The following is a 20,389-nucleotide window of genomic DNA, read 5'->3' on the forward strand; positions in this document are numbered from 1 at the left end:
AAAACTAGGTTCCGCGCCTGCGACACGCAAGAGGACCTGAGAAGTTCCTCGTCCGGCTCGCAGGTGACGGCGGTCGCTCCGGGCTCTCGCCGGGACCCGTCAGCCCGCCGGAGCGGCCGTCGCCGCGACGCTCGACGGTGAGCGGACGGGCGCGCGTCGCCGGGGGAGTGCTGCTGATCGGGATGCTCGCCGGATGCACGGCGGGTCCCTCCGCTCCCGTCGACGACCGGATCATCGTCGCCGCGGCGACCGGCGACCGGCCCGCAGGAGGACGTCCTGGACGCGGTCGAGGGGAGCCGCCCGGACTGGCTGAGCCCGGACGGCGTCCTCCCGCGGTGACCCGCAGGACCGCGGCGGCCTGTGCCGCGTGCGGGAGGATGAGGGCATGACGCTCCCTCCGCCGACGCTCCTCTCCCCGCCGCTCCAGGACCGGCTGGCCCGGTGGTTCGACGAGGAGGCGCCGCCGGCCCCCTCGGTGAGCTGGGCCCTGTTCGACCGCAGCGGGCTCCTCGTCCACCACGGCCGCGGCGAGCACCGCCTCGACGGGGCCGTTCCCGGGCCCGGGACCGTGCACCGCATCGCCTCCATGTCGAAGAGCTTCGAGGCGGCGGCGGTGCTGATCCTGCGCGACCGCGGGCTGCTCCGCCTCGACGACCGCGTCGCCGACCACGTGCCGGAGTTCACCGACCCGCTCGACTCCGCGGGCCGACCGCTGCCCGTGACGGTCAGGATGCTCCTCAGCAACTGCTCGGGTCTCCCGGAGGACAACGGCTGGGCCGACGACGTCATGGCTCTGACGCGGGAGGAGTTCCTCGAGGTCGTCGGCCGCGGGCTGACCTTCACGGAGCGGCCGGGTGAGGTCTACCAGTACTCCAACATCGGCTTCTGGCTGCTCGGCGTGCTCGTCGAGAACGTGACCGGGGAGGACTTCCCGTCCTTCGCGACGCGGACGATCCTCGAGCCGCTCGGCCTCCACGACACCCGCTACGACAGCGGCGACTACCCCGACGGCACCGACCTGGCGGCCGGCTTCAGCACCTTCGACGACGGAGCGACCTGGGTGCCCCGCCCCGTGACCGGCACCGGAGCGGGCGCCTGCGCCGCGAGCATGTTCAGCACGGTCGGCGACATCGCCCGCTGGAGCGGCTGGCTCTCCTCCGCGTTCGAGGGCGAGGACGGCGCGGACGACGACCCGGTGCTGAGCCGCGCCTCCCGCCGCGAGATGCAGCGCGGCTGGACGCCGGTCCCCGCGCTGAGCCCTCGCGCCGTCGAGAGCACGCTCGACGGCTCCGCCTACGGGTTCGGCCTCGTCGTCGAGCACGACGTCCGCTTCGGCGGGATCGCCCACCACTCCGGCGGCCTGCCGGGCTGGTCGTCGAACATGCGGTGGCATCTGGAGTCGGGCCTGGGGGCCGTGGTCTTCGCGACCGCGAACGGGGCGAAGCTCGCCGCCGCCGCGACGGGACTCCTCCGCGCCGCCCTCGAGGACACCGCTCCTCCGGCGCGGACCATCACCCTCCTCCCGTCGACGCTCGCCGCGGCCGCCGCCGTCGAGGCCGCGATCGTCGCGGGAGACCTCACCCGGGCGGGGGAGGCGGGCAGCGGCGCCCTGTTCAGCCCCAACCTGCTGAGCGATGTGCCGGCCGACGTGCGCGCCCGCCGCCTCGCCACGGCGATCGCGGAGATCGGCGGGCTCGCCGAGGACCCGACCGCGAGGCCGCTGGTGGAGCGGCTGCTCTGGAGCGCCTCCGCGGCGCAGGCGGCCTTCCTCCTGCCGGGCCGCGACGGAGAGCTCGAGTGCCGGCTCGAGACCACGCCGACCGTCCCGGCCCTGATCCAGCGCCTCGAGATCGTCGTGCGCGAGGCTCCGACGGCTGCCCTCCCGGTCGTGCGCTTCTACCGCCCTCGGGCCGGCTAGCGGTCGAAGACGAGGCGCGGACGCGGCGGACCTCGACGCTCCCGCATCGAGAACGGCGGGCGGCCCGCGAGGGACCGCCCGCCGTCACGCTCCCGCGGTCAGCGGATCGTCGTGCTCGCCGTGTCCGCGTTGCTGCGGATGGACGGGTCGGGCGTCTTCGTCGAGAACGCCGCCGCCAGCGCGGTCGCCGTGCCCGAGACGGCCGCCCTCACCGTGATCTTCTCCGACACGGTCCGCCCGTCCGCCAGGCCGGCCCGCTGGAACACCACGACGTTCCCGACCCTGGTGTACGAGCCTGTCGCCGAGACGAACTGCACACCCGCGGGCAGGACGACCTGCGAGAAGACCGACCCAGACGCAGCCGGACCGGCGTTCGTCGTGATGAGGGTGTAGGTGAGCGTCCTCCCCTTCACCGCCGAGGCCGGCCCGGAGAGGTCGACGCGCAGATCGGCCTTCGTCGCGACCTGCTTCGGCGAGACCGTCAGCGTGCTCGTCGCCCGAGCCGTGCCCGCCGAGTTCGCGGCCTGGATGCTGAAGGTGGTGGTCCCGGCCGTGGTCGGCGTCCCGGAGAGGCGCCCGGTCGCGTCGAGGGTGAGTCCGGCGGGCAGTGCGCCGGAGACCAGGGAGACCGACGGAGCGGGCGTGCCGCTCACCGCGTAGCGGAAGTCGTAGGCCGAGCCGACGACGCCGGCCGCGACCGTCCCGGAGAGGGTCGGCGCGACCGTCGGCGACGAGACGGTGACGGTGCTGGTGGTCTCCGCGGAGGCGGTGCCGGCGCGGGCCGCCAGCGTGAACGTGAAGGTGCCCGGCGCGGACGGAGTCCCGGTCAGGCGCCCGGCCGGAGTCAGGGTGAGGCCGGACGGGAGCGCACCGGAGGAGACGGCCACCGACGGCGCGGGGAAGCCGGAGACGGTGTAGCCGAAGTCGTAGGGGGTGCCGACGACGCCCGGCCCGGGGGTGCCGGAGATCGCCGGTGCAGCGGCGGCGGGGGAGACGACGACGGTGCTGGTGGTCTCCGCGCTCCCCGCAGCGTTCGAGGCCCGCAGGGTGAACGTGGAGCGTCCGTCGGCGGTCGGCGTCCCGGTCAGGCCGCCACGATCATCGAGGCTCAGGCCGGCGGGGAGCGTTCCGGAGACGAGCGAGACCGTCGGCGCCGGTGTGCCCGTCACGCTGTAGTCGAAGTCGTACGGGGTGCCCACCGTCGCGGCGGGCGGGTCGCCGGCCAGGGTCGGCGCGACCGTCGTCTCCGCCACGGCGAACGTGTGCGGGGCCCCGACGGTGGCGCCGAAGGGGTTCCGCGCGGAGACGGCGAAGGTGGACGTGCCCGCGGTCGTCGGCGTGCCGGAGAGGACCCCGGACGCGCTGAGGGACAGGCCGTCGGGGAGGGAGCCGGAGGCGACCGCGAACGAGGCGGGGCGGTCGGCCGCGAAGGTGTACGAGGCGGCCGCTCCGAGCGGCCCGGACGCGGGAGGAGCATCCGCCGTCAGGACCGGACGCGGGCCCCGGGCGAGCACGTGATCGGGTCCGGCTGCGAGAGCCGTCGTGCCGGCGAGGCCGGCGGGGGACTGCAGCTGCCCGGCCGAGCTCCGGCCCCACCCGACGATCGTGCCGTCGCCCTTCAGCGCGAGGCTGTAGTCGGACGCGGCGGCGATCGCCACGACCCCGGACAGGCCTTCCGGCACCGTGGTCTGGCCGTAGTCGACGACGACCGAATCGGAGCTCGCGCCCCAGGCGACGACGGTGCCGTCCTCCTTCAGCGCGAGGCTGTGGGTCTCTCCGGCCGCAACGGCCACCACGCCCTCGAGCCCCGCGGGGACGTCGGTCTGCCCGTAGAGGTCCCAGCCCCAGGCGACCACCCTCCCGCCGGACACGGCGAGGCTGTGGCGCCGGCCCGCGGCGATGGCCGTGACGCCTCCGAGGCCCATCGGGACCAGCCCCTCGCCCAGCCCGTTGCTGCCCCACGACGTGACGGTGCCGTCGTTGCCGAGCGCGAGGCTGTTGTCGAGGGAGGACGAGATCGCGACGATCCCGGTCAGCGCGGCACTCCTCGACACCTGCCCGTCGCCGTCGTAGCCCCAGGAGACGACGGTCCCGTCGCTCTTCAGCGCATGGCTGCTGTAGTCGCCGGCGGAGACCGCGACGACCCCCGTGAGACCGTCGGGGACGCTGGTCTGCCCGTACGACCCGCGGCCCCAGGCGACGACCCCGCCGTCGCCGTTCGCGGCGAGGCTGTGGGTCCGGCCCGCGGCGAGGGAGAGGACGCCCTCGACCCCGGCCGGGACCGTGGTCTTCCCGTCGGTGCCGCTTCCCCAGGCCGCCACCCCGAGGACAGGGGCGGACGGAGCGGCGACCGCCGCGAGAGGAACGGCGGTGCCGACGAGGAGCGCGACGGCCGCGGTCAACCCGAGCAGACCCCGCCGGAGCCGCCGCGCCGCTCCTGGATCCCGCGGCTGCGACGTGCCGTCCTGGACGGCGGGCGGACGAGGGACGGTGCTGGAGCGCATGTGCTGCCTTCGATCGGGACGGCCCTCATCGGCCGTCCTCGAACCGTGGCACGGCCGTCCCGCCGCTGACAATGTCCTCTAGCGGCCCTGTCCGGAAGAGGGCGCCGCGGAGCTCCGCGGAGGGGACGTAGGCCCGGTCTCACTGCGGCCGAGCGCTCCCGCCGCGGGCCCGTGACGGTCAGCGCATCCCGAGGGACGCCGTCGCGTCCGGACCGCTCAGCGGGGTCGGAACGGAGACCCCGGCTCTCCCGCGTACGGAGCGTCCGCCTGGTCGAAGTCCCAGAGGCCCGCGGTGGACGGGCGGACGACGGGGGTCTTCGTCGGGGTCGGCGTCGCCGACGGCGCCGGCGCGGCGGCCAGCCCGGCGTGCCAGCGGAAGATCGCGTCGATGCCGTCCTGGTTCACCCACGACGGTGCGTTGTGGCCGAGCGCGTGCGTCCGGACGGTCGCCTCCCTGGCCGTGGCCGTCGCCTTCTTCACGAGGGCGAGCCCGTGCAGTGCCGGCGGCACGCTCGGGTCCGGGTGGGCCGTGTCGGACACCACCGCGCGGATGTTCGCGCCGGCCCAGGCGGAGGCGGGCAGCCGCTTCGGGTTGTGGGAGTCGATCTGAGCGGTGCTGTTGCCGAACGCACCGCCGATCGAGAAGCGGCCCCGCGTCGTGCGGTCGTGGGTGTCGCGGAGGTCGTAGACGCCGTTGACCAGGTAGACGCCGTTGATGCCGGGGAAGACCCGCGCGCCGTAGTCCTCGCAGGCGAGCGCGCCGCCGGCCGACATCGCCCAGAGGTAGCTGGCGGCGATCGGGAACTGGCCGGAGAGGTAGGCGTAGCCGTTCCGCTGGTGCTTCTGCGCGGTGTCGTTGGTCCAGATCGTTCCGCCGAGCGTCTGGCAGATCGCGATGGCGCCCCGCTCGACGGCGAGCTCGGCCGGGTACGCGAAGACGCTGGACAGCGAGGTGTGGTCGGCCTGCGCGGAGTGGATGAACCAGATCACCGGTACCGCCGCGGCCTGCCGCGGCTTCACCGTCTGCGGCACGAAGATCCGCGCGAGGTCGCCCGCGATCGAGACCGTGAGGACGTCGTAGAGCACGCCGCGGTTCTTCGTCCTCACGTTGATCGTGCGGGTCCTCTCCCCGGGCAGGCCGGGCACGGGGGAGGCGGAGGCGGAGGCGGCCGGGAGCGTCGCCGCGCCCAGAGCGAGAGCACCCGTGAGGGCGCCGCCGATGACGGCGCGCCGCCGGAGGCCGGGAGTTCGAGAGGGGGGTACTGCTGAATCGTCGGGGGACACGGGGGCTCCTCGTGCAGGGACCGCGAACCGACGAGGTCGGCGGAGCGGTCCGGGTCGGCGGGGGGGGTGTGCCTGCAACGCTAGCCGGAGGACCGGCCGGACGACCCGTCGATGCGCGCCAGTCGCGAGACGGCGGAGGGACGACGCCGCAGGGGCGGAACGATCCACGGCTCGGCGACCGCATCGGCGGCGGATCGAGGCGCTCCGGAAGCGAAGGAGAGGCCCGTTCCTGATCGCCCGCCCCACCGGTTCCGACCCTTTCGCTCCGTTCGGGAGCACTTCCCCGCACCGGTCTGGCCCCCCGGTGTGAAAGCTCCCAGGTTCCTCGCGCTCGTCGGCGGACCGGTGCCAGCGTGAAGGGACCGAGAAGCAGAAGGAGAAACGACCATGACTCTTCGACGAACTCTTGCCACCCTCGCCCTCACGGGCGCCATCGCCTCCGTCGGCGTCGTCGCTGTCGCGACGCCCGCCTCCGCGGCCGAGGTCGCGAACGGACAGTACGTGAGCGCCGGGAACTACGCGTGCGGAGCCCAGGAGGTGGCCACCGGCGCCACCCTCGGACCCGAGGGCGTCCTGCGCCAGCGCGCTCTCGTCTTCCGCAACTGCGGGTCGAGCACGGTCGAGCGCAAGGCCGACATCATCGCCGACTTCGACGGCAGCTGCTACTCCGTGGCGCCGGGCAAGGCCCGAGTCCTCGACGCGCTGTTCGTGGCGGCGGGACGCAACACCTACCGCGCGTCCAAGGCCTGCTGAGGTCGCGTGCTCCGCCGGAGGGGCGGGTCGGGGACATCCCCGGCCCGCCCCTCCGGCTGTCCGGAACGACCACGCCGTCCGAGCCGTCCTCCCGCCGACCCGCCCGCGGATCACTCCAGCACCGGCCCCAGCTCCGCCAGGACCTCCGCGACCCGGGCCCGCGCCCGTGCACCGAGCCCGCGGACCGGACGCGGGAGGCAGCGCGCCTCGGCGAGACCGAGCTGCTCCGCCATCGCCGCGACCACGCGGTAGCTGCCGCCGTGCTCCGCGAAGAGGTCCCAGACGGGCTGCAGGCGTGCCGATCCCGCGATCGCGGCCGCCTCATCGCCCGACTGCGCCGCCCGGGCGATCGACAGCGCCGTCCGCGGGAAGATGCCGCCGATCACCGAGTACCAGGCGTCGCAGCCGCCGAGCAGCCCGCGCGCACCCGCGGCGTCCCCCGAGACCCCGACGGTGACCCCCTCCGGCACCCGCGCCCGGATCTCGCTGACGCGCGCCGCCGCGGCGCCCGGTCCCTCCGGCACGCCGGGGATCTTGAGGGAGGCGACCTGCGGCAGCCGGGCGACGGCCCCGTAGAGGTCGTCGGAGAAGGAGAAGCGCGTCGTCCCGGGGTTGTCGTACACGACGAGCGGCACCGAGAGCTGAGCCGTCACGTCTTCGTAGAGCCCCAGCACGTCCTCGTCCGTCAGCGGCTGGTAGCCGAGCGGCGCCAGGAGCACCGCGCTCGCTCCGGCGCTCTGCGCGTCCTCGGCGAGCGCCAGCACCTGCGAGGTGCGCAGCGCCCCGATCCCGACCACGACCGGCACCGGGCCAGCGCCGCGGACGGCGATCTCGGCGGCGCGCCGGCGCTCGCCGCGGTCCAGGTACGGAGCCGAGCCGGTCGAGCCCAGGGCGCCGATCGAGTCGACTCCCGCCCGCGCGAGCCGCTCGACGAGAGCGGCGAACGACCGCTCGTCGATGCTGTCGTCGCGGAGCGGTGTGAGGGGGAAGGCGCTGAGTCCGGTGAGCACGTCGGTCCGTTCGCTGAGGGCGGGAGGGGCCCGGACAGTCTCCCCGGCGGCAGGGGCCCGGTCGAGGCCAGAACCGCCGGGGGCCGGGGGACCAGCCGTCACTCCGCGTCGAGCACCACTCGGGAGTGGAGTCCGAGCCGGTCGAGGAACGCCTCGTCGTGGCTGACGACGACCAGGCCGCCCCGCCAGGCGGCGAGAACGTCGACGAGGTGGTCGGTCGTGGCGAGATCGAGGTCGTTCGTCGGCTCGTCGAGCACGAGCAGCTGCGGAGCCGGCTGCGCCAGCACGAGCCCGGCGAGCGCGACGCGGAACCGCTCGCCGCCCGAGAGCGACGCGATCCTCCGATCGACCACGTCGCCGCGCACCAGGAGCCGCGCGAGGGCGTTCCGCAGCTCGACCGCAGGACGATCCGGCGCGGCCCGGGAGACGTGCTCCCGCACGGTGGCCTCCTCGTCGAGGAGTCCCTCGCGGCGCTGGGGGAGCCAGCCGACCCGCTCCGTCAGCGCTCGGGCCGTGGTGCCGGCGAGCGGATGCTCCCGCGCACCCGGCGCCCCGACGAGGTGCTCGAGCAGGGTCGTCTTCCCCGTCCCGTTCGCGCCGACCACGGCGATCCGCTCCGGCCCCTGGAGCACCGTCGTCCGGCCGCGCACCGTCACCTCCGCCAGACGGCGCCCGGCCGCGACCCCGGGGTCCGGCAGGTCGAGGCGGACCCGGTCGTCGTCCCGGACTGCTCGCGACGCTGCGTCGACCTGCTCGCGCGCCCGCGCCTCCGCGGCCCCGTGCCCGGAGCGCAGCCGTCCCGCGGTCGCCTCGGCTCGTCCTCTCCGCGCGTTCGCGAGGATCGCGGGCATCGACTCCGCCGATCGCGCCCCCGCCCGCGCCCGGCGGGCGATGGTCGTCTCGGCCTCGATGCGCTGCCGCCGCTCGGCGCGGAGAAGCCGGTCGGCGTCGCGCAGATCGCGCTCCGCGGCCGCCTGCTCGAGGGCGAGCCGCTCCTCGAACGCCGAGAACGTCCCGCCCGAGGTGCGGACCGCCCCGTTGCGCAGCTCCGCGATCTCGTCGACGTGCTCGAGCAGCTCCCGGTCGTGGCTGACGAGCACGAGCGTCCCGCGCCACCGGTCGACCAGGTCGAGCAGAAGCCCTCGGGAGCGCCGGTCGAGGTCGTTCGTCGGCTCGTCGAGCACGGCGATCGGCCGGCCGCGCAGCCGGACGCCGGTCACGGCCGTGAGGACGACCTGCCCTCCGGAGAGGGTCGCGACCGGCCGCAGCAGGTCCGCCTCCTCCAGGTCGAGACCGGCGTCGCCGAGTGCGGCGAGCGCCCGGGCCTCGAGGTCCCAGTCGTCCGCGAGCACCTCGAAGTGCCTCGGATCCGCGTCGCCGCGGAGGATCGAGTGCAGAGCGTCCAGGCGCTGCCGGATCCCGAGGAGATCGGCGACGGTGTCGTCGGGCCCTCGCCGGAGGCGCTGGGGCAGCAGGTCGACAGGTCCCGTCGTCGAGACGCTCCCGGCGGTGGGGGAGAGGCCACCGGTGACGAGGCGGACGAGGGTCGACTTGCCGGCGCCGTTCGCGCCGACGAGACCGGTGCGCCCGCGCCCGAACGCAGCGGTGACGCGGTCGAGGACGACGGAGCCGTCGGGCCAGGCGAACGTGCAGTCGTGGAGGACGACGGCGGGCGGGGTGGTGCGGGAAGAGGAGGGCACGGTGCTCCAGTGGTCGGTGTCGGCGCACGACGACCACCGGGCTCCGAGGAGCAGCGGCTCGCCCCTGAGGGGCGGGCACGGGGGACGTCAGTGCGAGAGCAGCTGCTGCGTCGTGGACGCAGTACCGGTGCTGGAGCGCAAGAGTCCGTCTTCCGTGCGGGGAGCCCCCGTGACCGCGAGCCGCTGGATCGGCCGGTGTGGCGGCCGCACCGACGTCGCGGCTCGCGACGAGGTACCCGACGACCGTAAGTGCCCGTCGATACACGCGCAACCGTGACCGACTGCTCGTCCGCGGCCTGCGTCCGTCGGCGCCGTCGCGCGGCTCGCGGCGGACGGCTCTCCACCCACGGCGGGACGGCCGGACCGCCCTTGTATGCACGCTGCTGCCCACCGGTCGAGGGGGTCGCCGGCGGGCCCTCCCGTCGCCGGGCCCTCACTACGCTGAGCCCATGGTGACCATTCGCGACGTCGCGGCCGATGCGGGGGTGGCCCGCAGCACGGTGTCCTACGTGCTCTCCGGCAACAAGAAGCTCCCGGAGGCGACCCGCCTGCGCGTGCTCGCGAGCGTGGAGCGGCTCGGCTACCGGCCCGACCCGATGGCGCGGGCCCTGGCGCTGCGGCGCACGAACATCCTCGGCTTCTTCGCCTCCGTCGATCCGGAGTCGCGGCAGACCGATGTCGACGTCTTCATGCGCTTCGTGCGGGCGGCGATGTACGCGGCCCGCGCCCGCGGCTTCGACCTGCTGATGATGGGCACGGGCGAGGGGGAGCTCGCGCGCGACGTCCTCGCCGATGCGCTCGTCGTGATGGACATCCGCCGGGACGACCCCCGGCTGCCGGTCCTCGCGAGCATCGGCCTGCCGACCGCGCTGGTCGGCTACCCGGGCGAGGGCAGCCCGTTCAGCGCGATCGACCTCGACTTCGACGGCGCGGCGCGGGTCGCCGTCGACCACCTCGCCGACCTCGGGCACGTCGAGATCGCGGTCCTCGGGATGGGCCCCGACGCCTACGAGAGCGGCTACGCCTTCGCCCTGCGGTTCCGCGAGGGCTTCCTCGACCAGTGCCGCCTGCGCGGCGTGCGGGGAGCCGTCATCCCCAGCACCGACGACGTCGACGACTGGTTCGAGCAGGCGCAGGAGCAGCTCCCCGGCCTGAGCGCCGTGGTCACGCACGGGCCGGGCGTGCTCGAGCCGTTCCTGCAGCGCCTCAGCGGCCTGGGCCTGCGCGTCCCGGAGGACTGCTCGATCATGACCATCGCCCCGGAGGCGGTGATGCGGCACGCCGACCAGCCGGTCACCGTGGTGGACCTGCCCGGCGACGAGATGGTCTCGCGGGCGGTCGACCTGGTGCTCGACGAGCTCGCCGGCACCGCGACTCCGGGAGTGACGGAGCTGCTGCCCGCGGTCGTCGTTGATCTCGGCACCACCGCGCCCTTCTCGCCGGGCACCAGCCGGGGCGTCGTCCCCTCGTGGCGGCGGGCGCGCGGCTGACGTCGCCGGGTCGTCCGGAGCGTTCCCCGGGCGATCGGTGAACCGGTTCTCCGAAATCTATTGAACCGGTTCTCCGACTCGGTTAGGCTCGCCACGACTTCCGGTCGGACCGCCTCAGCGGGCGCCCCCGGAGGGTCTTCCCGGCGCGAGCGCTCCGCTCGTCCCGACCGTATTCAGAGAGGAATACCGTGAAGAACAGCATCCGACGGGCCGCAGGCGCCGCCTCCCTCGTCCTCATCGCCGGAGCCGCCCTCAGCGCGTGCAGCGCACAGGGAGCGGGCGACGACTCGTCGAAGTCGCTCACCCTCTGGGACAGCTTCACCCAGTACGACGCGTCCTCCCCCTACGGCCAGCTCCTGGCCGGCTGCGAGGCCTCGACCGGGATCACCCTCGAGCGCACCTCCGACCCCGACCTCACCACCAAGCTCCTGCAGTCGGCCGCGTCGAAGACGACGCCGAACCTGGTCGTCCTCGACAACCCCAACGTCGCGAAGTTCGCCGACACCGGCCTGCTCGTCGACAACGCCGCCTCCGGGCTCGACACCAGCGACGTCCTCCCGAACGTGCTCGCCGCCGGCCAGCTGGACGGGAAGACCTACGGCTCGTCGATCGGCTCGAACACCCTCGCGCTCTTCTACAACAAGGCGCTCTTCGAGGCCGCCGGCGTCACTCCGCCGACGACCTGGGACGAGCTGACCACCGCCGCGAAGGCCCTCACCGCGGGCGACGTCACCGGGCTCGGCTTCTCCGCGATCGGCACCGAGGAGGGCACCTTCCAGTTCCTGCCCTTCTTCTGGGGCTCCGGTGCGACCCTCGAGGACATCTCCTCCGACGACGCCGTCTCGGCGCTCGCGCTCTGGACCGACCTGGTGAAGAGCGGCTCGGCCTCGCAGGCGAACGTCAACGCCAACCAGCAGGACGTCCGCGACCAGTTCCTCGCGGGCAAGCTCGGGATGATGGTCAACGGCACCTGGCAGCTCTCCGCCCTCGACGAGGCGGGCATCGACTACGGCGTCGTGCCGATCCCGGCGAAGGACGGGGGAGCGGCACCGAGCCCGCTCGGCGGCGAGTTCGTCGAGGTGGTCGCCTCCGACGCCGCGAAGCAGACCCTCGCCACGGAGTTCGCGCAGTGCGTCATCCAGCCCGACAGCCTGAAGGCCTGGGCGGCCGGCCAGTCGTACATCATGCCGTACGCCGACGCGGCCGCCGAGCAGGCGACCGAGGACCCCGCGCTCCAGCCGTGGGTCGAGGCCATCTCGGTCGCGCAGGGACGCACCAGCGACCTCGGCGTCGCCTACCCGGACACCTCGAAGGCGCTCTGGACCGCGATCCAGGAGTCGCTGACCGGCTCGAAGACGCCGCAGGCGGCCCTCGACGACGCCGCGGCGAGCCTGAAGTAGCGGCCGCATGACCGACCCCGCCGTGCTCACGGCGCCGGTCGCGGGCGGGGCGGCCACCAGGCCGCCCGTCCGCCGCCGACCCCGCTCTCACCTCCGCCTCGCCGCCGCCGCCTTCATGGCGCCCGTGGTGATCTTCCTCGCCGTCTTCTTCGTCTACCCGATCATCCGCGGCGTCGTCCTCAGCCTCCAGGACTTCGGACCGTCGTCCTTCGTGACCGGGATCGCCCCCTTCGTCGGCTTCGACAACTACGTCACGGTCGTCACCGATCCGATCTTCGCGAGCATCGCCTGGCACACCGTGGTCTTCACCGTGGTCTCGCTGGTGGGCCAGTTCACGATCGGCATGGCCCTGGCGCTGTTCTTCAGCCGCCGGTTCCCGCTCTCGGCGACGTTCCGCTCCCTCATCCTGCTGCCGTGGCTCCTGCCGCTGATCGTCTCGGCGACGGCCTGGCGCTGGATCTTCGACCAGCAGTTCGGCATCCTGAACGCCGCGATCGGCACGCCGGTCGGCTGGCTGACCGATCCGTCCGTCTCGCTGTGGGCGGTCATCATCGCCAACATCTGGCTGGGCATCCCGTTCAACATGGTGCTGCTGCACGGAGGCCTGCAGGGCATCCCCGAGAGCCTCTACGAGGCCGCGGCACTGGACGGCGCCTCGCGCTGGCGGTCCTTCTGGAGCATCACCTGGCCGCTGCTGCGACCGGTGACCTCCGTCACGCTCCTCCTCGGCCTCGTCTACACGATCAAGGTGTTCGACGTCATCTGGATCCTCACCAAGGGAGGCCCGGCCAACAGCTCGCACACCCTCGCGACCTGGGCCTACGAGCAGTCCTTCACCGACCTGCAGTTCGGAGTCGGTGCGGCGGCCGGCCAGATCCTCGTGATCGTCGCCCTCGTCTTCGGCGTGATCTACATCCGCGCCCAGCGCAAGGAGGACCTCGGATGAACCGGCACACCACAGGGCTGCGCCGCGGGATCGACGTGGTCATCGCGATCGTGCTCTGCGGCTTCCTCCTCTTCCCGCTCTACTGGATGGTCAACGTCTCGCTGACCAAGCCGCAGAACCTGATCCAGACCCCGCCGAGCCTGTTCCCCGGCGACCCGACCCTCGACGGGTACGTGCAGGCGTTCTCGACGCAGCTGCCGAACCTCATCACGAGCCTCGTGATCTCGATCGGCTGCGTGATCCTGACGCTGGCGATCGCCCTGCCCGCCGCTTTCGCGATGGCGAAGTTCCGGGTGCGGGGGACCGGCGTCGTGATGTTCGTGTTCCTCCTCGCCCAGATGATCCCCGGGATCGTCCTGGTCACCGCGCTGTTCGCGATCTACAACGCGCTGGGGCTGCTCAACACCTATCCGGGCCTCATCCTCGCCGACGCGACCGCCTCCGTGCCGTTCGCGGTGATCATCCTCCGGGCCTTCATGCTCGGCATCCCCGACGAGCTGATCGAGGCCGCGCGGATCGACGGTGCGAGCAACTGGCGCTCCTTCGTCTCGATCGTCATCCCGCTGAGCCGGAACTCGATCGTGACCGCGGGCCTGTTCTCGTTCCTGTTCGCCTGGGCCGACTTCCTCAACGCGAACTCGCTCACCTCGGGCAACAGCATCGTGCCGTTCACCCTCGGCCTCTACCGCTACATCGGATCGACCACCACCAACTGGAACGGGATCATGGCGACCGCCGTGATCGCCTCCATCCCGGCCGCCGTGCTGCTGATCGTGGCCCAGCGCTACGTCGCCGCCGGCGTCACCGCCGGCGCGGTCAAGGACTGAGCGCCGTGCCCGACTCGAGGAAGCAGGAGCACATGGACACCGACGCGTTCGCGCTCGAGGGGGACCGCCTCGTCTGGCGCGGCGACGGCGAGACCGTCGTCGTCGAGCCGTGGGGGAGGGACAGCGTCCGGGTCCGCGCCCGCCGGTCCGGGGAGGTCCTCGACACCGACTGGGCGCTGATCGCCCCCGAGCGCCGCGCGCCGGAGGTCTCGATCGAGGGACCGCGGGCGACGCTGCGCGCCGGCGGCATCACCGTCGTCCTCGAGCAGCAGGAGGGCTACGGGTACCAGACCGGCTACCACGAGCTCTCCTGCTCCCTCTCCTTCTACGACCGTCGGGGGGAGCTGCTCTTCCGAGAGCTCGGGAGCGGGGGAGCGCTCAAGCTGCGCGCCCGCGAGCAGCGTCCGCACCTGGGCGGCGACTTCCGGCTGACCGCGCTGTTCGAGACGTCCCCCGACGAGAAGCTGTACGGGATGGGGCAGTACCAGCAGGACATCCTCGATCTGAAGGGCTGCACGCTCGAGCTCGCGCACCGCAACTCCCAGTCGAGCGTCCCGTTCGTGCTGTCGAGCCGCGGCTACGGGTTCCTCTGGCACAACCCCGCGATCGGCCGCGCGACTTTCGCAGCCAACCGCACGGAGTGGTCCGCCGAGTCCTCCCAGCAGCTCGACTACTGGGTGACCGCGGGGGAGACCCCGGCCGACATCACCCGGGCCTACGCCGACGCGACCGGGCACGTCCCGATGATGCCCGAGCACGGCCTCGGCTTCTGGCAGTGCAAGCTGCGCTACTGGAACCAGGAGCAGCTGCTCGAGGTCGCCCGCGAGCACCGGCGCCGCGGCCTGCCGATGGACGTGATCGTGGCCGACTTCTTCCACTGGCCGCACATGGGCGACTTCCGCTTCGAGGAGGAGTTCTGGCCGGATCCGTCCGCCATGGTCGCCGAGCTGCGCGAGCTCGGGATCGAGCTGATGGTCTCGGTCTGGCCGCAGGTGTCGGTCGAGTCCGAGAACTACATCGCGATGAAGAAGGGGAACCTCCTCGTCAAGGCCGAGCGGGGCCTGGACCTGCACATGCAGTTCGAGGGTCCGAGCGCGTTCTACGACGCGACGAGCCCCGCCGCCCGGAGGTTCGTCTGGGAGGCGTGCCGGCGCAACTACGGCGAGCACGGGATCCGGCTCTTCTGGCTCGACGAGGCCGAGCCCGAGTACGGCGTCTACGACTTCGACAACTACCGCTACGCCGCCGGCCCCGCCGTCCAGGTCGGCAACCTCTACCCGCAGGCGTTCTCCCGCGGATTCTTCGAGGGGCAGAGCGAGGGCGGGGAGACCGCGATCGTCAACCTCGTCCGCACCGCGTGGGCGGGCAGCCAGCGCTACGGTGCGCTCGTGTGGTCGGGCGACATCCACTCGACCTTCGCGGACCTGCGCCACCAGATCACGGCCGGCATCCACATGGGCGTCGCGGGGATCCCGTGGTTCACGACCGACATCGGAGGATTCGCCGGGGGAGACCCGTCGGATCCGGAGTTCCGTGAGCTCCTCGTGCGCTGGTTCCAGTTCGGCGCGTTCAGCCCGGTGATGCGCCTCCACGGCGACCGCGCGCCGTCGGCCCCGGTCACGGCCGCCGACGGGAGCCGCCGCGCCGCGACCGGAGCCGCGAACGAGGTGTGGAGCTTCGGCGAGGAGGCCACGCCGATCCTCACCCGCCTGCTGCATCTGCGCGAGACCCTGCGCCCGTACACGCGGGAGGCGATGCGGGAGGCGCACGAGCTGGGCCAGCCGGTGCTGCGCGCGGTGTTCCACGAGTTCCCGGGGGACCCGGAGGCCTGGGATCTGGCCGACCAGTACCTCTTCGGCTCGGACCTGCTGGTGGCTCCGGTCACGCACGCCGGAGCCGTCTCCCGACGGGTCTACCTGCCCGCCGGGGCGCGCTGGACGGAGCTCTCGACGGGCGCCGAGCGCGAGGGCGGGCAGTGGATCGTCGCCGACGCGCCGCTGGCCGTCATCCCGGTCTTCGCGCGCGACGGCCGGCAGGCGCACCTCGTCGGGCAGCTCTGAGCGGAGGCTCCCCGCTGACCGGAGGATTCCGCCGCGAGGAGCGCCCCCGCGTCAGCCCGTCCCCGCGAGCCAGAAGTCGACCGCGTCGGGGGACGGGCGCCCGGCGACCCGGACGACGTCGCCGAACTCGAGCACGCTGTCCGGATCCTCCTGGACGGCCGGCCACCGCTCGCGGCCGGCGGCGTCCGGATCGCCGTGGGAGACGAACGCGAGCCAGCGCGCGGTCATCTCCTGCTCGAGCCGGCGGTCGACGTCCGTGTAGTCGGCGTCGCCGTCCGCCCCGAGGTTCCCGTACGCGTACATCACCTCGGCGCCGTGGTACGCGCCGAACCGCTCGAGTCCGCTCTCCGGGGGAGTGCGCGTGAAGATGTAGGCGTGGACGCCCGCCCGCCCGGTCCGGGCGGCCGTCAGCGCCCAGAGCCGCATCGGGGCGGTCATCGTCCGGTCGCTGCCGGCGCGCAGCCGGGAGTCGACGACCTGGTCCTCGACGGCACCCGGGTACAGCGCGAGGAAGCGGTCCGCGTCGTCTCCGTGCTCCCGGCGCACCTCCTGCTCATAGGCGTCCGGATCCGAGTCGACGCCTCCCAGCAGATCGAGTGAGGTCTCGTCGGAGTTGCTGCCGAGCAGGAGGGGGACGTCGTTCTGCCGACCGGCCTCGTAGACGGCGAGCGGCGTGTCGGGGAGGACGACGCTGTCGATCGAGGGCCACCAGTGCTGCGAGAGGCCCGCGGCGGCCGCGACGATGCGCTCGGCCGGCAGGGATCTCATCTCGGCGAGGCTCGCCCCGCCGAGGGCCTCGCTCAGGCGCGCAGCCGCCTCCCGAGCGGTGGCGGCGTCGTCGTAGAGGTCGCCGTCCTCGCGGTCTCCCGCCGACCCCAGGCATCCTCCGCTCTCCCCGATGATCCCGTGGAGGAGGCCGGCGGCGAGCGGCGAGGCCCCGAGGATGCAGGCGCTGCCGGAGCCGGCGGACTGGCCGGCGACCGTCACCCGCCCTGGGTCCCCGCCGAAAGCGGCGATGTTGTCCTGCACCCACTGCAGAGCGGCGACCTGGTCGAGCAGTCCCTGGTTCCCCGGGGTGCCGCCGCCGAGCACATCACCGGCGAGGAATCCGAGGACGCCCAGACGGTAGGCGACGGTGACGACCACGGCGCCCCGGGAGGCGAGCGCCGCGCCGTCGTAGGCGGGGAGGGCGCCGGACCCCGAGACGAACGCGCCGCCGTGGAGGTAGACGAGGACCGGGCTGGAGTCGCCCGCCCCGCCGGCCGGCGTCCAGATGTTCAGGCGGAGGCTGTCCTCGTCCGTCGCGTACCCGCCGAGGAGCGTCTCCTCCAGCGGCAGGTCGAGCACGCGGGTCGCCGCTCGGGAGAGGAACGTCGGCTCCGGCTGAACGGCGGAGGGGCCGAAGTCGTCGGCCACGAGGGTCGCCGACCGCTGCGGGGCCGGGCGGGGCGCCTCCCAACGCAGCGGGCCGACCGGGGGAGCGGCGTAGGGGATCCCCGCGAAGGCGTCGACCCCGGCCGCGGCGTCGTGCACACCGACGACGTCGCCCTGCCGGGTCGTGACCGGGGCGGTGTGCGGACCGGCGAGCGTCCGCGTCGCCGGGAGAGGACCCGCGGCGAGGGCGACGGCTCCGACGAGCCCTGCGGACGCGACCCAGGCCGCCGTACGCAGCATCCAGTGCCGGTGCCGCCAGCTCCTCGAGACGGCCGCGATCAGGACCGCGGCCGCCGCGACGACGAGCCACCCCCACCACTCCACCCGGTTCAGCCAGGCGAGGACCGCCCCGATGAGCACGACGGTCGCGGTCGGCAGCCACCGGGACCGTCGCCGTCGAGGTTCGGGCAATCCAGTTTTCGATACGGTATGCATTGGAAACGAAACGTACTGAAAAGGCCCATTCAGCGCAAGGATCCGAATAGGCTGGGGGCGTGGTCACAGGCGAGCAGGCTCCGGTCCGGCGGAGGAGCGAGACGCGACGACGTCTCCTCGCCGCGGCCGCCGAGCTCTTCGAGAGCACGGGCACCATCGGCCAGCGCGTCGAGGACATCTGCGCGCAGGCGGGCTTCACCCGCGGCGCGTTCTACTCGAACTTCACCGGCGTCGACCAGCTCTTCCTCGCACTCCACGAGGAGCAGGCCGCGAGAGTGTGGGGGAGCCTGCAGGAGGCCCTCGACGTCCAGCTGCAGGAGGAGCACCGCGCGGCGACCCTCGACGGCGCCGTACGCTCCCTCCTCGACGCGCTCCCGTCCAGCCGCGAGTGGTTCTCCCTGCGGTCGGTGCTCCTGGCACGCGCTGCCGCGGACCCGGAGTTCGCCGAGCGGATGATGATCGACGACGACCGCGTCTCGCGCGAGCTGGGCGAGCGCTTCGCCGCCCTCGCCGCCGTGCACGGCCGCGTCCCCGCCGTCGAGTCCGCCGTCCTGGCGAAGGCGGTCGTCGCGGCGCACGTCGGGTCGGTGAGCCAGTGGCCCGTGGACACCAGCGCCGAACTCACGCAGCGCATGGTCGTCGCCGCGGTGATCCGAGGCCTCACCGTCGAAGCGCCCGGTCTGCCATCGGAGCGCGGCGGCGATCGATGACGTCCTGTCTCAGGAGCGTTGAGGGGAGCCGATCGCCATCCTGCCGACCGGGGCTTCGGTCGAACTGACATAATGTGCATTATCGGATAACGGCGGAAGGGCCGGACGGACCGGGACCGAGGCCGCCCGACGGTCCGGCACGTCATCAGCGGACAGGCGAATGCTCCACCCACGGCTCGACGTCCTCGTACCACCACGTCTCGGTCGGAGTGTCGAAGTGCGTGACCAGCCGTAGCCGCGGATCGACGGTCATCGTGCCGCGGACGCGGCCGTCGCCTCGATCCTCCCGGGCGCCCGCCGCAACGCGCGTCAGCTTTCCTGCAAGCGCTCCCGCCGGTTCACCATCACCGCGACGGCACGAGAAGGATGCTCACGCCGCCCGGTGTCCGCCGACGAACGGACTTCGCCCACGACGGCATCGGACTCCCCCGATGCCGGTCCGCTGCCGTCCATCGGAGTCATCCGTCGAGGATCGCAGACCCGCGCGCCGGGGTCATTCCGCGAAGGCGATCAGGCGAAGTCGGAGATGTCGCCGACGAGGCGGGTGTTGTCCGCGGGGATCGGCTCGACGGCCGCCAGAGCGACCTCGGCCGCGAACTCCTGCACGTTGTAGAGCTTGCCGGCCGACTCGCGACGCGAGCTGATCGCGCCCGGGTTCGCGCGCTCCAGCAGGGTCGCGGTGATGGTGCCCTCGATCATGTCGCCCGAGACGACGACGAACTCGATCCCGCGCTCGGCGAGCTCACCGATCCGCTCGCGCAGGGCGTCCTCGCCGGCGCGCTTGGAGAGCGCGACGGGCTCGTACTCGGGCATCGTGGGCGTGGTCCGGATGAAGTGCGCCTGGTGGCTCGTGACGAACACGACACGAGATCCCTCGGAGAGCAGCGGCAGCGCCGCGTCGAGCACGGCGACCTGCGAGTCGCGGTTGAGGACCATCGCGTAGTCCTCCCCCATGTTGCTCTCCATGCCGCCGGAGGCGTTCAGGACGAGCACGTCCAGTCCTCCGTACTCCTTCTCGATGCGGGAGAAGAGCTCGGCGCGCGAGTCGGCGTCGGTGAGATCGGCGCCGACGGCGATGGCGGTGCCGCCGGCCTCGACGATCTGCGCGACGAGCTTGTCGGCGCGCGGCGCCTTCGAGCGGTAGTTGACGACGACGCGGGCTCCGGCCTCGGCCAGGTAGCGGACCGTGTCGGCGCCGATGCCGCGGGACGACCCGGTGACGAGAGCGCGCTTGCCGTCGAAGGAGCCGGGGGCGAGGGGATTGGACACGGGTATTCCTCCAGAACGCCGGCTCGGAGACCGGATCGGGCACGATGACGGGCCACGGCCCGACGGAGGAGTCTACCAAGGGCCTCGAGACCGTCGGCGCACCCCCTCTCCCAGCCCTCGTCCGGGGGGCGTTGATAGCCTGGGAATGCTCGTCGAGGGGAAGGAGCACACAGCATGGACGCTGTCACCCAGTACGCGTGGATCCTCTGGCTCGCGCTGATCCTCATCTTCGTGATCGTCGAGATGATCACTCTCGAGTTCACGTTCCTGATGCTCGCCGTCGGCAGCATCGGCGGACTGCTGACCGGGCTGGTCGGGGCTCCCTTCTGGGTCCAGGTCCCCGTCGCGGCCGTCCTCGCCGCCCTCCTGCTGTTCACCGTCCGGCCGCCGCTGCTGCGGCTGCTGAAACGGGGCGGCGATCCCACCCCCAGCGGAGCGGACGCTCTCCTCGGGCTCTCCGGCAGCGTCGTCCTCGCCGGCCCCGGAGCCGGCCAGGTCAAGCTCGCCAACGGCGAGACCTGGACCGTCCGCCTGTCCCCGCTCGTCGAGGACCGCACACTCGGAGTCGGCGAGAGAGTCGTCGTCACCGCCATCGAGGGCGCGACCGCGGTCGTCGTCCCCGCCGAAAGGAGCACACCGTGACACCGTC

The 20,389-nt window shown here is 73.1% G+C and carries 16 protein-coding genes; 9 read left to right on the forward strand and 7 right to left on the reverse strand.

All coding sequences use genetic code 11. The annotated features are described in order from the left end of the window. Positions 1 to 385: 385 nt before the first annotated feature. Complete coding sequence (locus tag C5C29_RS08350) at positions 386 to 1,918, forward strand: serine hydrolase (RefSeq protein ID WP_104308238.1); 1,533 nt, start codon at positions 386 to 388, stop codon at positions 1,916 to 1,918. Positions 1,919 to 2,016: 98 nt separating this feature from the next. On the opposite strand, the gene C5C29_RS08355 is transcribed toward C5C29_RS08350, so the two are convergent. Both C5C29_RS08355 and C5C29_RS08360 read right to left on the reverse strand, forming a co-directional pair. Next, on the reverse strand, positions 2,017 to 4,422 hold the full coding sequence (locus C5C29_RS08355) for a putative Ig domain-containing protein (RefSeq protein ID WP_104308239.1): 2,406 nt from the start codon (positions 4,420 to 4,422) through the stop codon (positions 2,017 to 2,019). A 216-nt stretch (positions 4,423 to 4,638) separates the two neighbouring features. After that, positions 4,639 to 5,706 carry a hypothetical protein gene (locus C5C29_RS08360; RefSeq protein WP_104222058.1) on the reverse strand — a complete coding sequence of 356 codons (1,068 nt, stop codon included), beginning with the start codon at positions 5,704 to 5,706 and terminating at the stop codon, positions 4,639 to 4,641. Positions 5,707 to 6,093: 387 nt separating this feature from the next. On the opposite strand from C5C29_RS08360, the gene C5C29_RS08365 reads away from it, so the two are divergent. After that, entirely contained in the window at positions 6,094 to 6,459 is a 366-nt protein-coding gene (locus C5C29_RS08365) for a hypothetical protein (protein WP_104222056.1), read from the forward strand. A gap of 110 nt (positions 6,460 to 6,569) precedes the next feature. On the opposite strand, the gene C5C29_RS08370 is transcribed toward C5C29_RS08365, so the two are convergent. Continuing rightward, positions 6,570 to 7,469 (reverse strand): dihydrodipicolinate synthase family protein, encoded by a 900-nt coding sequence (locus C5C29_RS08370; protein ID WP_104222054.1) that lies wholly within the window; start codon positions 7,467 to 7,469, stop codon positions 6,570 to 6,572. A 98-nt stretch (positions 7,470 to 7,567) separates the two neighbouring features. Further along, entirely contained in the window at positions 7,568 to 9,169 is a 1,602-nt protein-coding gene (locus C5C29_RS08375) for an ABC-F family ATP-binding cassette domain-containing protein (protein WP_104222052.1), read from the reverse strand. 449 nt (positions 9,170 to 9,618) lie between these two features. Between C5C29_RS08375 and C5C29_RS08380 the strand changes: the two genes are divergently transcribed. The 5 genes from C5C29_RS08380 to C5C29_RS08400 all read left to right on the forward strand — a co-directional run bounded on the left by C5C29_RS08380 (position 9,619) and on the right by C5C29_RS08400 (position 15,892). Beyond that, complete coding sequence (locus tag C5C29_RS08380) at positions 9,619 to 10,659, forward strand: LacI family DNA-binding transcriptional regulator (protein ID WP_104222050.1); 1,041 nt, start codon at positions 9,619 to 9,621, stop codon at positions 10,657 to 10,659. A gap of 188 nt (positions 10,660 to 10,847) precedes the next feature. Next, on the forward strand, positions 10,848 to 12,059 hold the full coding sequence (locus C5C29_RS08385; RefSeq protein WP_104308240.1) for an extracellular solute-binding protein: 1,212 nt from the start codon (positions 10,848 to 10,850) through the stop codon (positions 12,057 to 12,059). A gap of 7 nt (positions 12,060 to 12,066) precedes the next feature. Continuing rightward, positions 12,067 to 13,005 (forward strand): carbohydrate ABC transporter permease, encoded by a 939-nt coding sequence (locus C5C29_RS08390; protein ID WP_104222046.1) that lies wholly within the window; start codon positions 12,067 to 12,069, stop codon positions 13,003 to 13,005. Further along, the gene (locus C5C29_RS08395) at positions 13,002 to 13,832 is read left to right on the forward strand and encodes a carbohydrate ABC transporter permease (protein WP_104222044.1); all 831 of its coding nucleotides are present in this window, start codon (positions 13,002 to 13,004) and stop codon (positions 13,830 to 13,832) included. The genes C5C29_RS08390 and C5C29_RS08395 overlap by 4 nt, the downstream gene beginning before the upstream one ends. Positions 13,833 to 13,864: 32 nt before the next feature. Continuing rightward, positions 13,865 to 15,892, forward strand: a complete 2,028-nt coding sequence (locus C5C29_RS08400; protein ID WP_104222042.1) for a TIM-barrel domain-containing protein — start codon at positions 13,865 to 13,867, stop codon at positions 15,890 to 15,892. A 51-nt stretch (positions 15,893 to 15,943) separates the two neighbouring features. On the opposite strand, the gene C5C29_RS08405 is transcribed toward C5C29_RS08400, so the two are convergent. Next, entirely contained in the window at positions 15,944 to 17,737 is a 1,794-nt protein-coding gene (locus tag C5C29_RS08405) for a carboxylesterase/lipase family protein (protein ID WP_219812897.1), read from the reverse strand. A gap of 83 nt (positions 17,738 to 17,820) precedes the next feature. Between C5C29_RS08405 and C5C29_RS08410 the strand changes: the two genes are divergently transcribed. Continuing rightward, positions 17,821 to 18,471, forward strand: coding sequence for a TetR/AcrR family transcriptional regulator (locus C5C29_RS08410; protein WP_104222038.1), 651 nt, complete (start codon positions 17,821 to 17,823; stop codon positions 18,469 to 18,471). Between the two features lie 309 nt (positions 18,472 to 18,780). Here the strand turns inward: C5C29_RS08410 and C5C29_RS17125 are convergent, their stop codons facing one another. Together C5C29_RS17125 and C5C29_RS08415 are read right to left on the reverse strand one after the other, a co-directional pair. Further along, on the reverse strand, positions 18,781 to 18,933 hold the full coding sequence (locus tag C5C29_RS17125) for a hypothetical protein (RefSeq protein WP_181074882.1): 153 nt from the start codon (positions 18,931 to 18,933) through the stop codon (positions 18,781 to 18,783). 48 nt (positions 18,934 to 18,981) lie between these two features. After that, a complete protein-coding gene (locus C5C29_RS08415; protein WP_104222036.1) occupies positions 18,982 to 19,740 on the reverse strand; it encodes an SDR family oxidoreductase in 759 nt (252 codons plus the stop codon). 174 nt (positions 19,741 to 19,914) lie between these two features. Here C5C29_RS08415 and C5C29_RS08420 point away from each other — a divergent pair, with 174 nt between their 5' ends. Further along, entirely contained in the window at positions 19,915 to 20,382 is a 468-nt protein-coding gene (locus C5C29_RS08420; protein WP_104222034.1) for an NfeD family protein, read from the forward strand. Positions 20,383 to 20,389 lie beyond the last annotated feature (7 nt).

Source organism: Rathayibacter sp. AY1H2, from assembly GCF_002931985.1.
Lineage (GTDB): Bacteria > Actinomycetota > Actinomycetes > Actinomycetales > Microbacteriaceae > Rathayibacter.

What these genes read in the sequence shown, in the direction of transcription:
- C5C29_RS08350 (WP_104308238.1), top strand. Translation starts at nt 386, where the DNA reads ATGACGCTCCCTCCGCCGACGCTCCTCTCCCCGCCGCTCCAGGACCGG.
- C5C29_RS08355 (WP_104308239.1), bottom strand. Translation starts at nt 4,422, where the DNA reads ATGCGCTCCAGCACCGTCCCTCGTCCGCCCGCCGTCCAGGACGGCACG.
- C5C29_RS08365 (WP_104222056.1), top strand. Translation starts at nt 6,094, where the DNA reads ATGACTCTTCGACGAACTCTTGCCACCCTCGCCCTCACGGGCGCCATC.
- C5C29_RS08380 (WP_104222050.1), top strand. Translation starts at nt 9,619, where the DNA reads ATGGTGACCATTCGCGACGTCGCGGCCGATGCGGGGGTGGCCCGCAGC.
- C5C29_RS08390 (WP_104222046.1), top strand. Translation starts at nt 12,067, where the DNA reads ATGACCGACCCCGCCGTGCTCACGGCGCCGGTCGCGGGCGGGGCGGCC.
- C5C29_RS08395 (WP_104222044.1), top strand. Translation starts at nt 13,002, where the DNA reads ATGAACCGGCACACCACAGGGCTGCGCCGCGGGATCGACGTGGTCATC.
- C5C29_RS08400 (WP_104222042.1), top strand. Translation starts at nt 13,865, where the DNA reads ATGGACACCGACGCGTTCGCGCTCGAGGGGGACCGCCTCGTCTGGCGC.
- C5C29_RS17125 (WP_181074882.1), bottom strand. Translation starts at nt 18,933, where the DNA reads ATGACTCCGATGGACGGCAGCGGACCGGCATCGGGGGAGTCCGATGCC.
- C5C29_RS08420 (WP_104222034.1), top strand. Translation starts at nt 19,915, where the DNA reads ATGGACGCTGTCACCCAGTACGCGTGGATCCTCTGGCTCGCGCTGATC.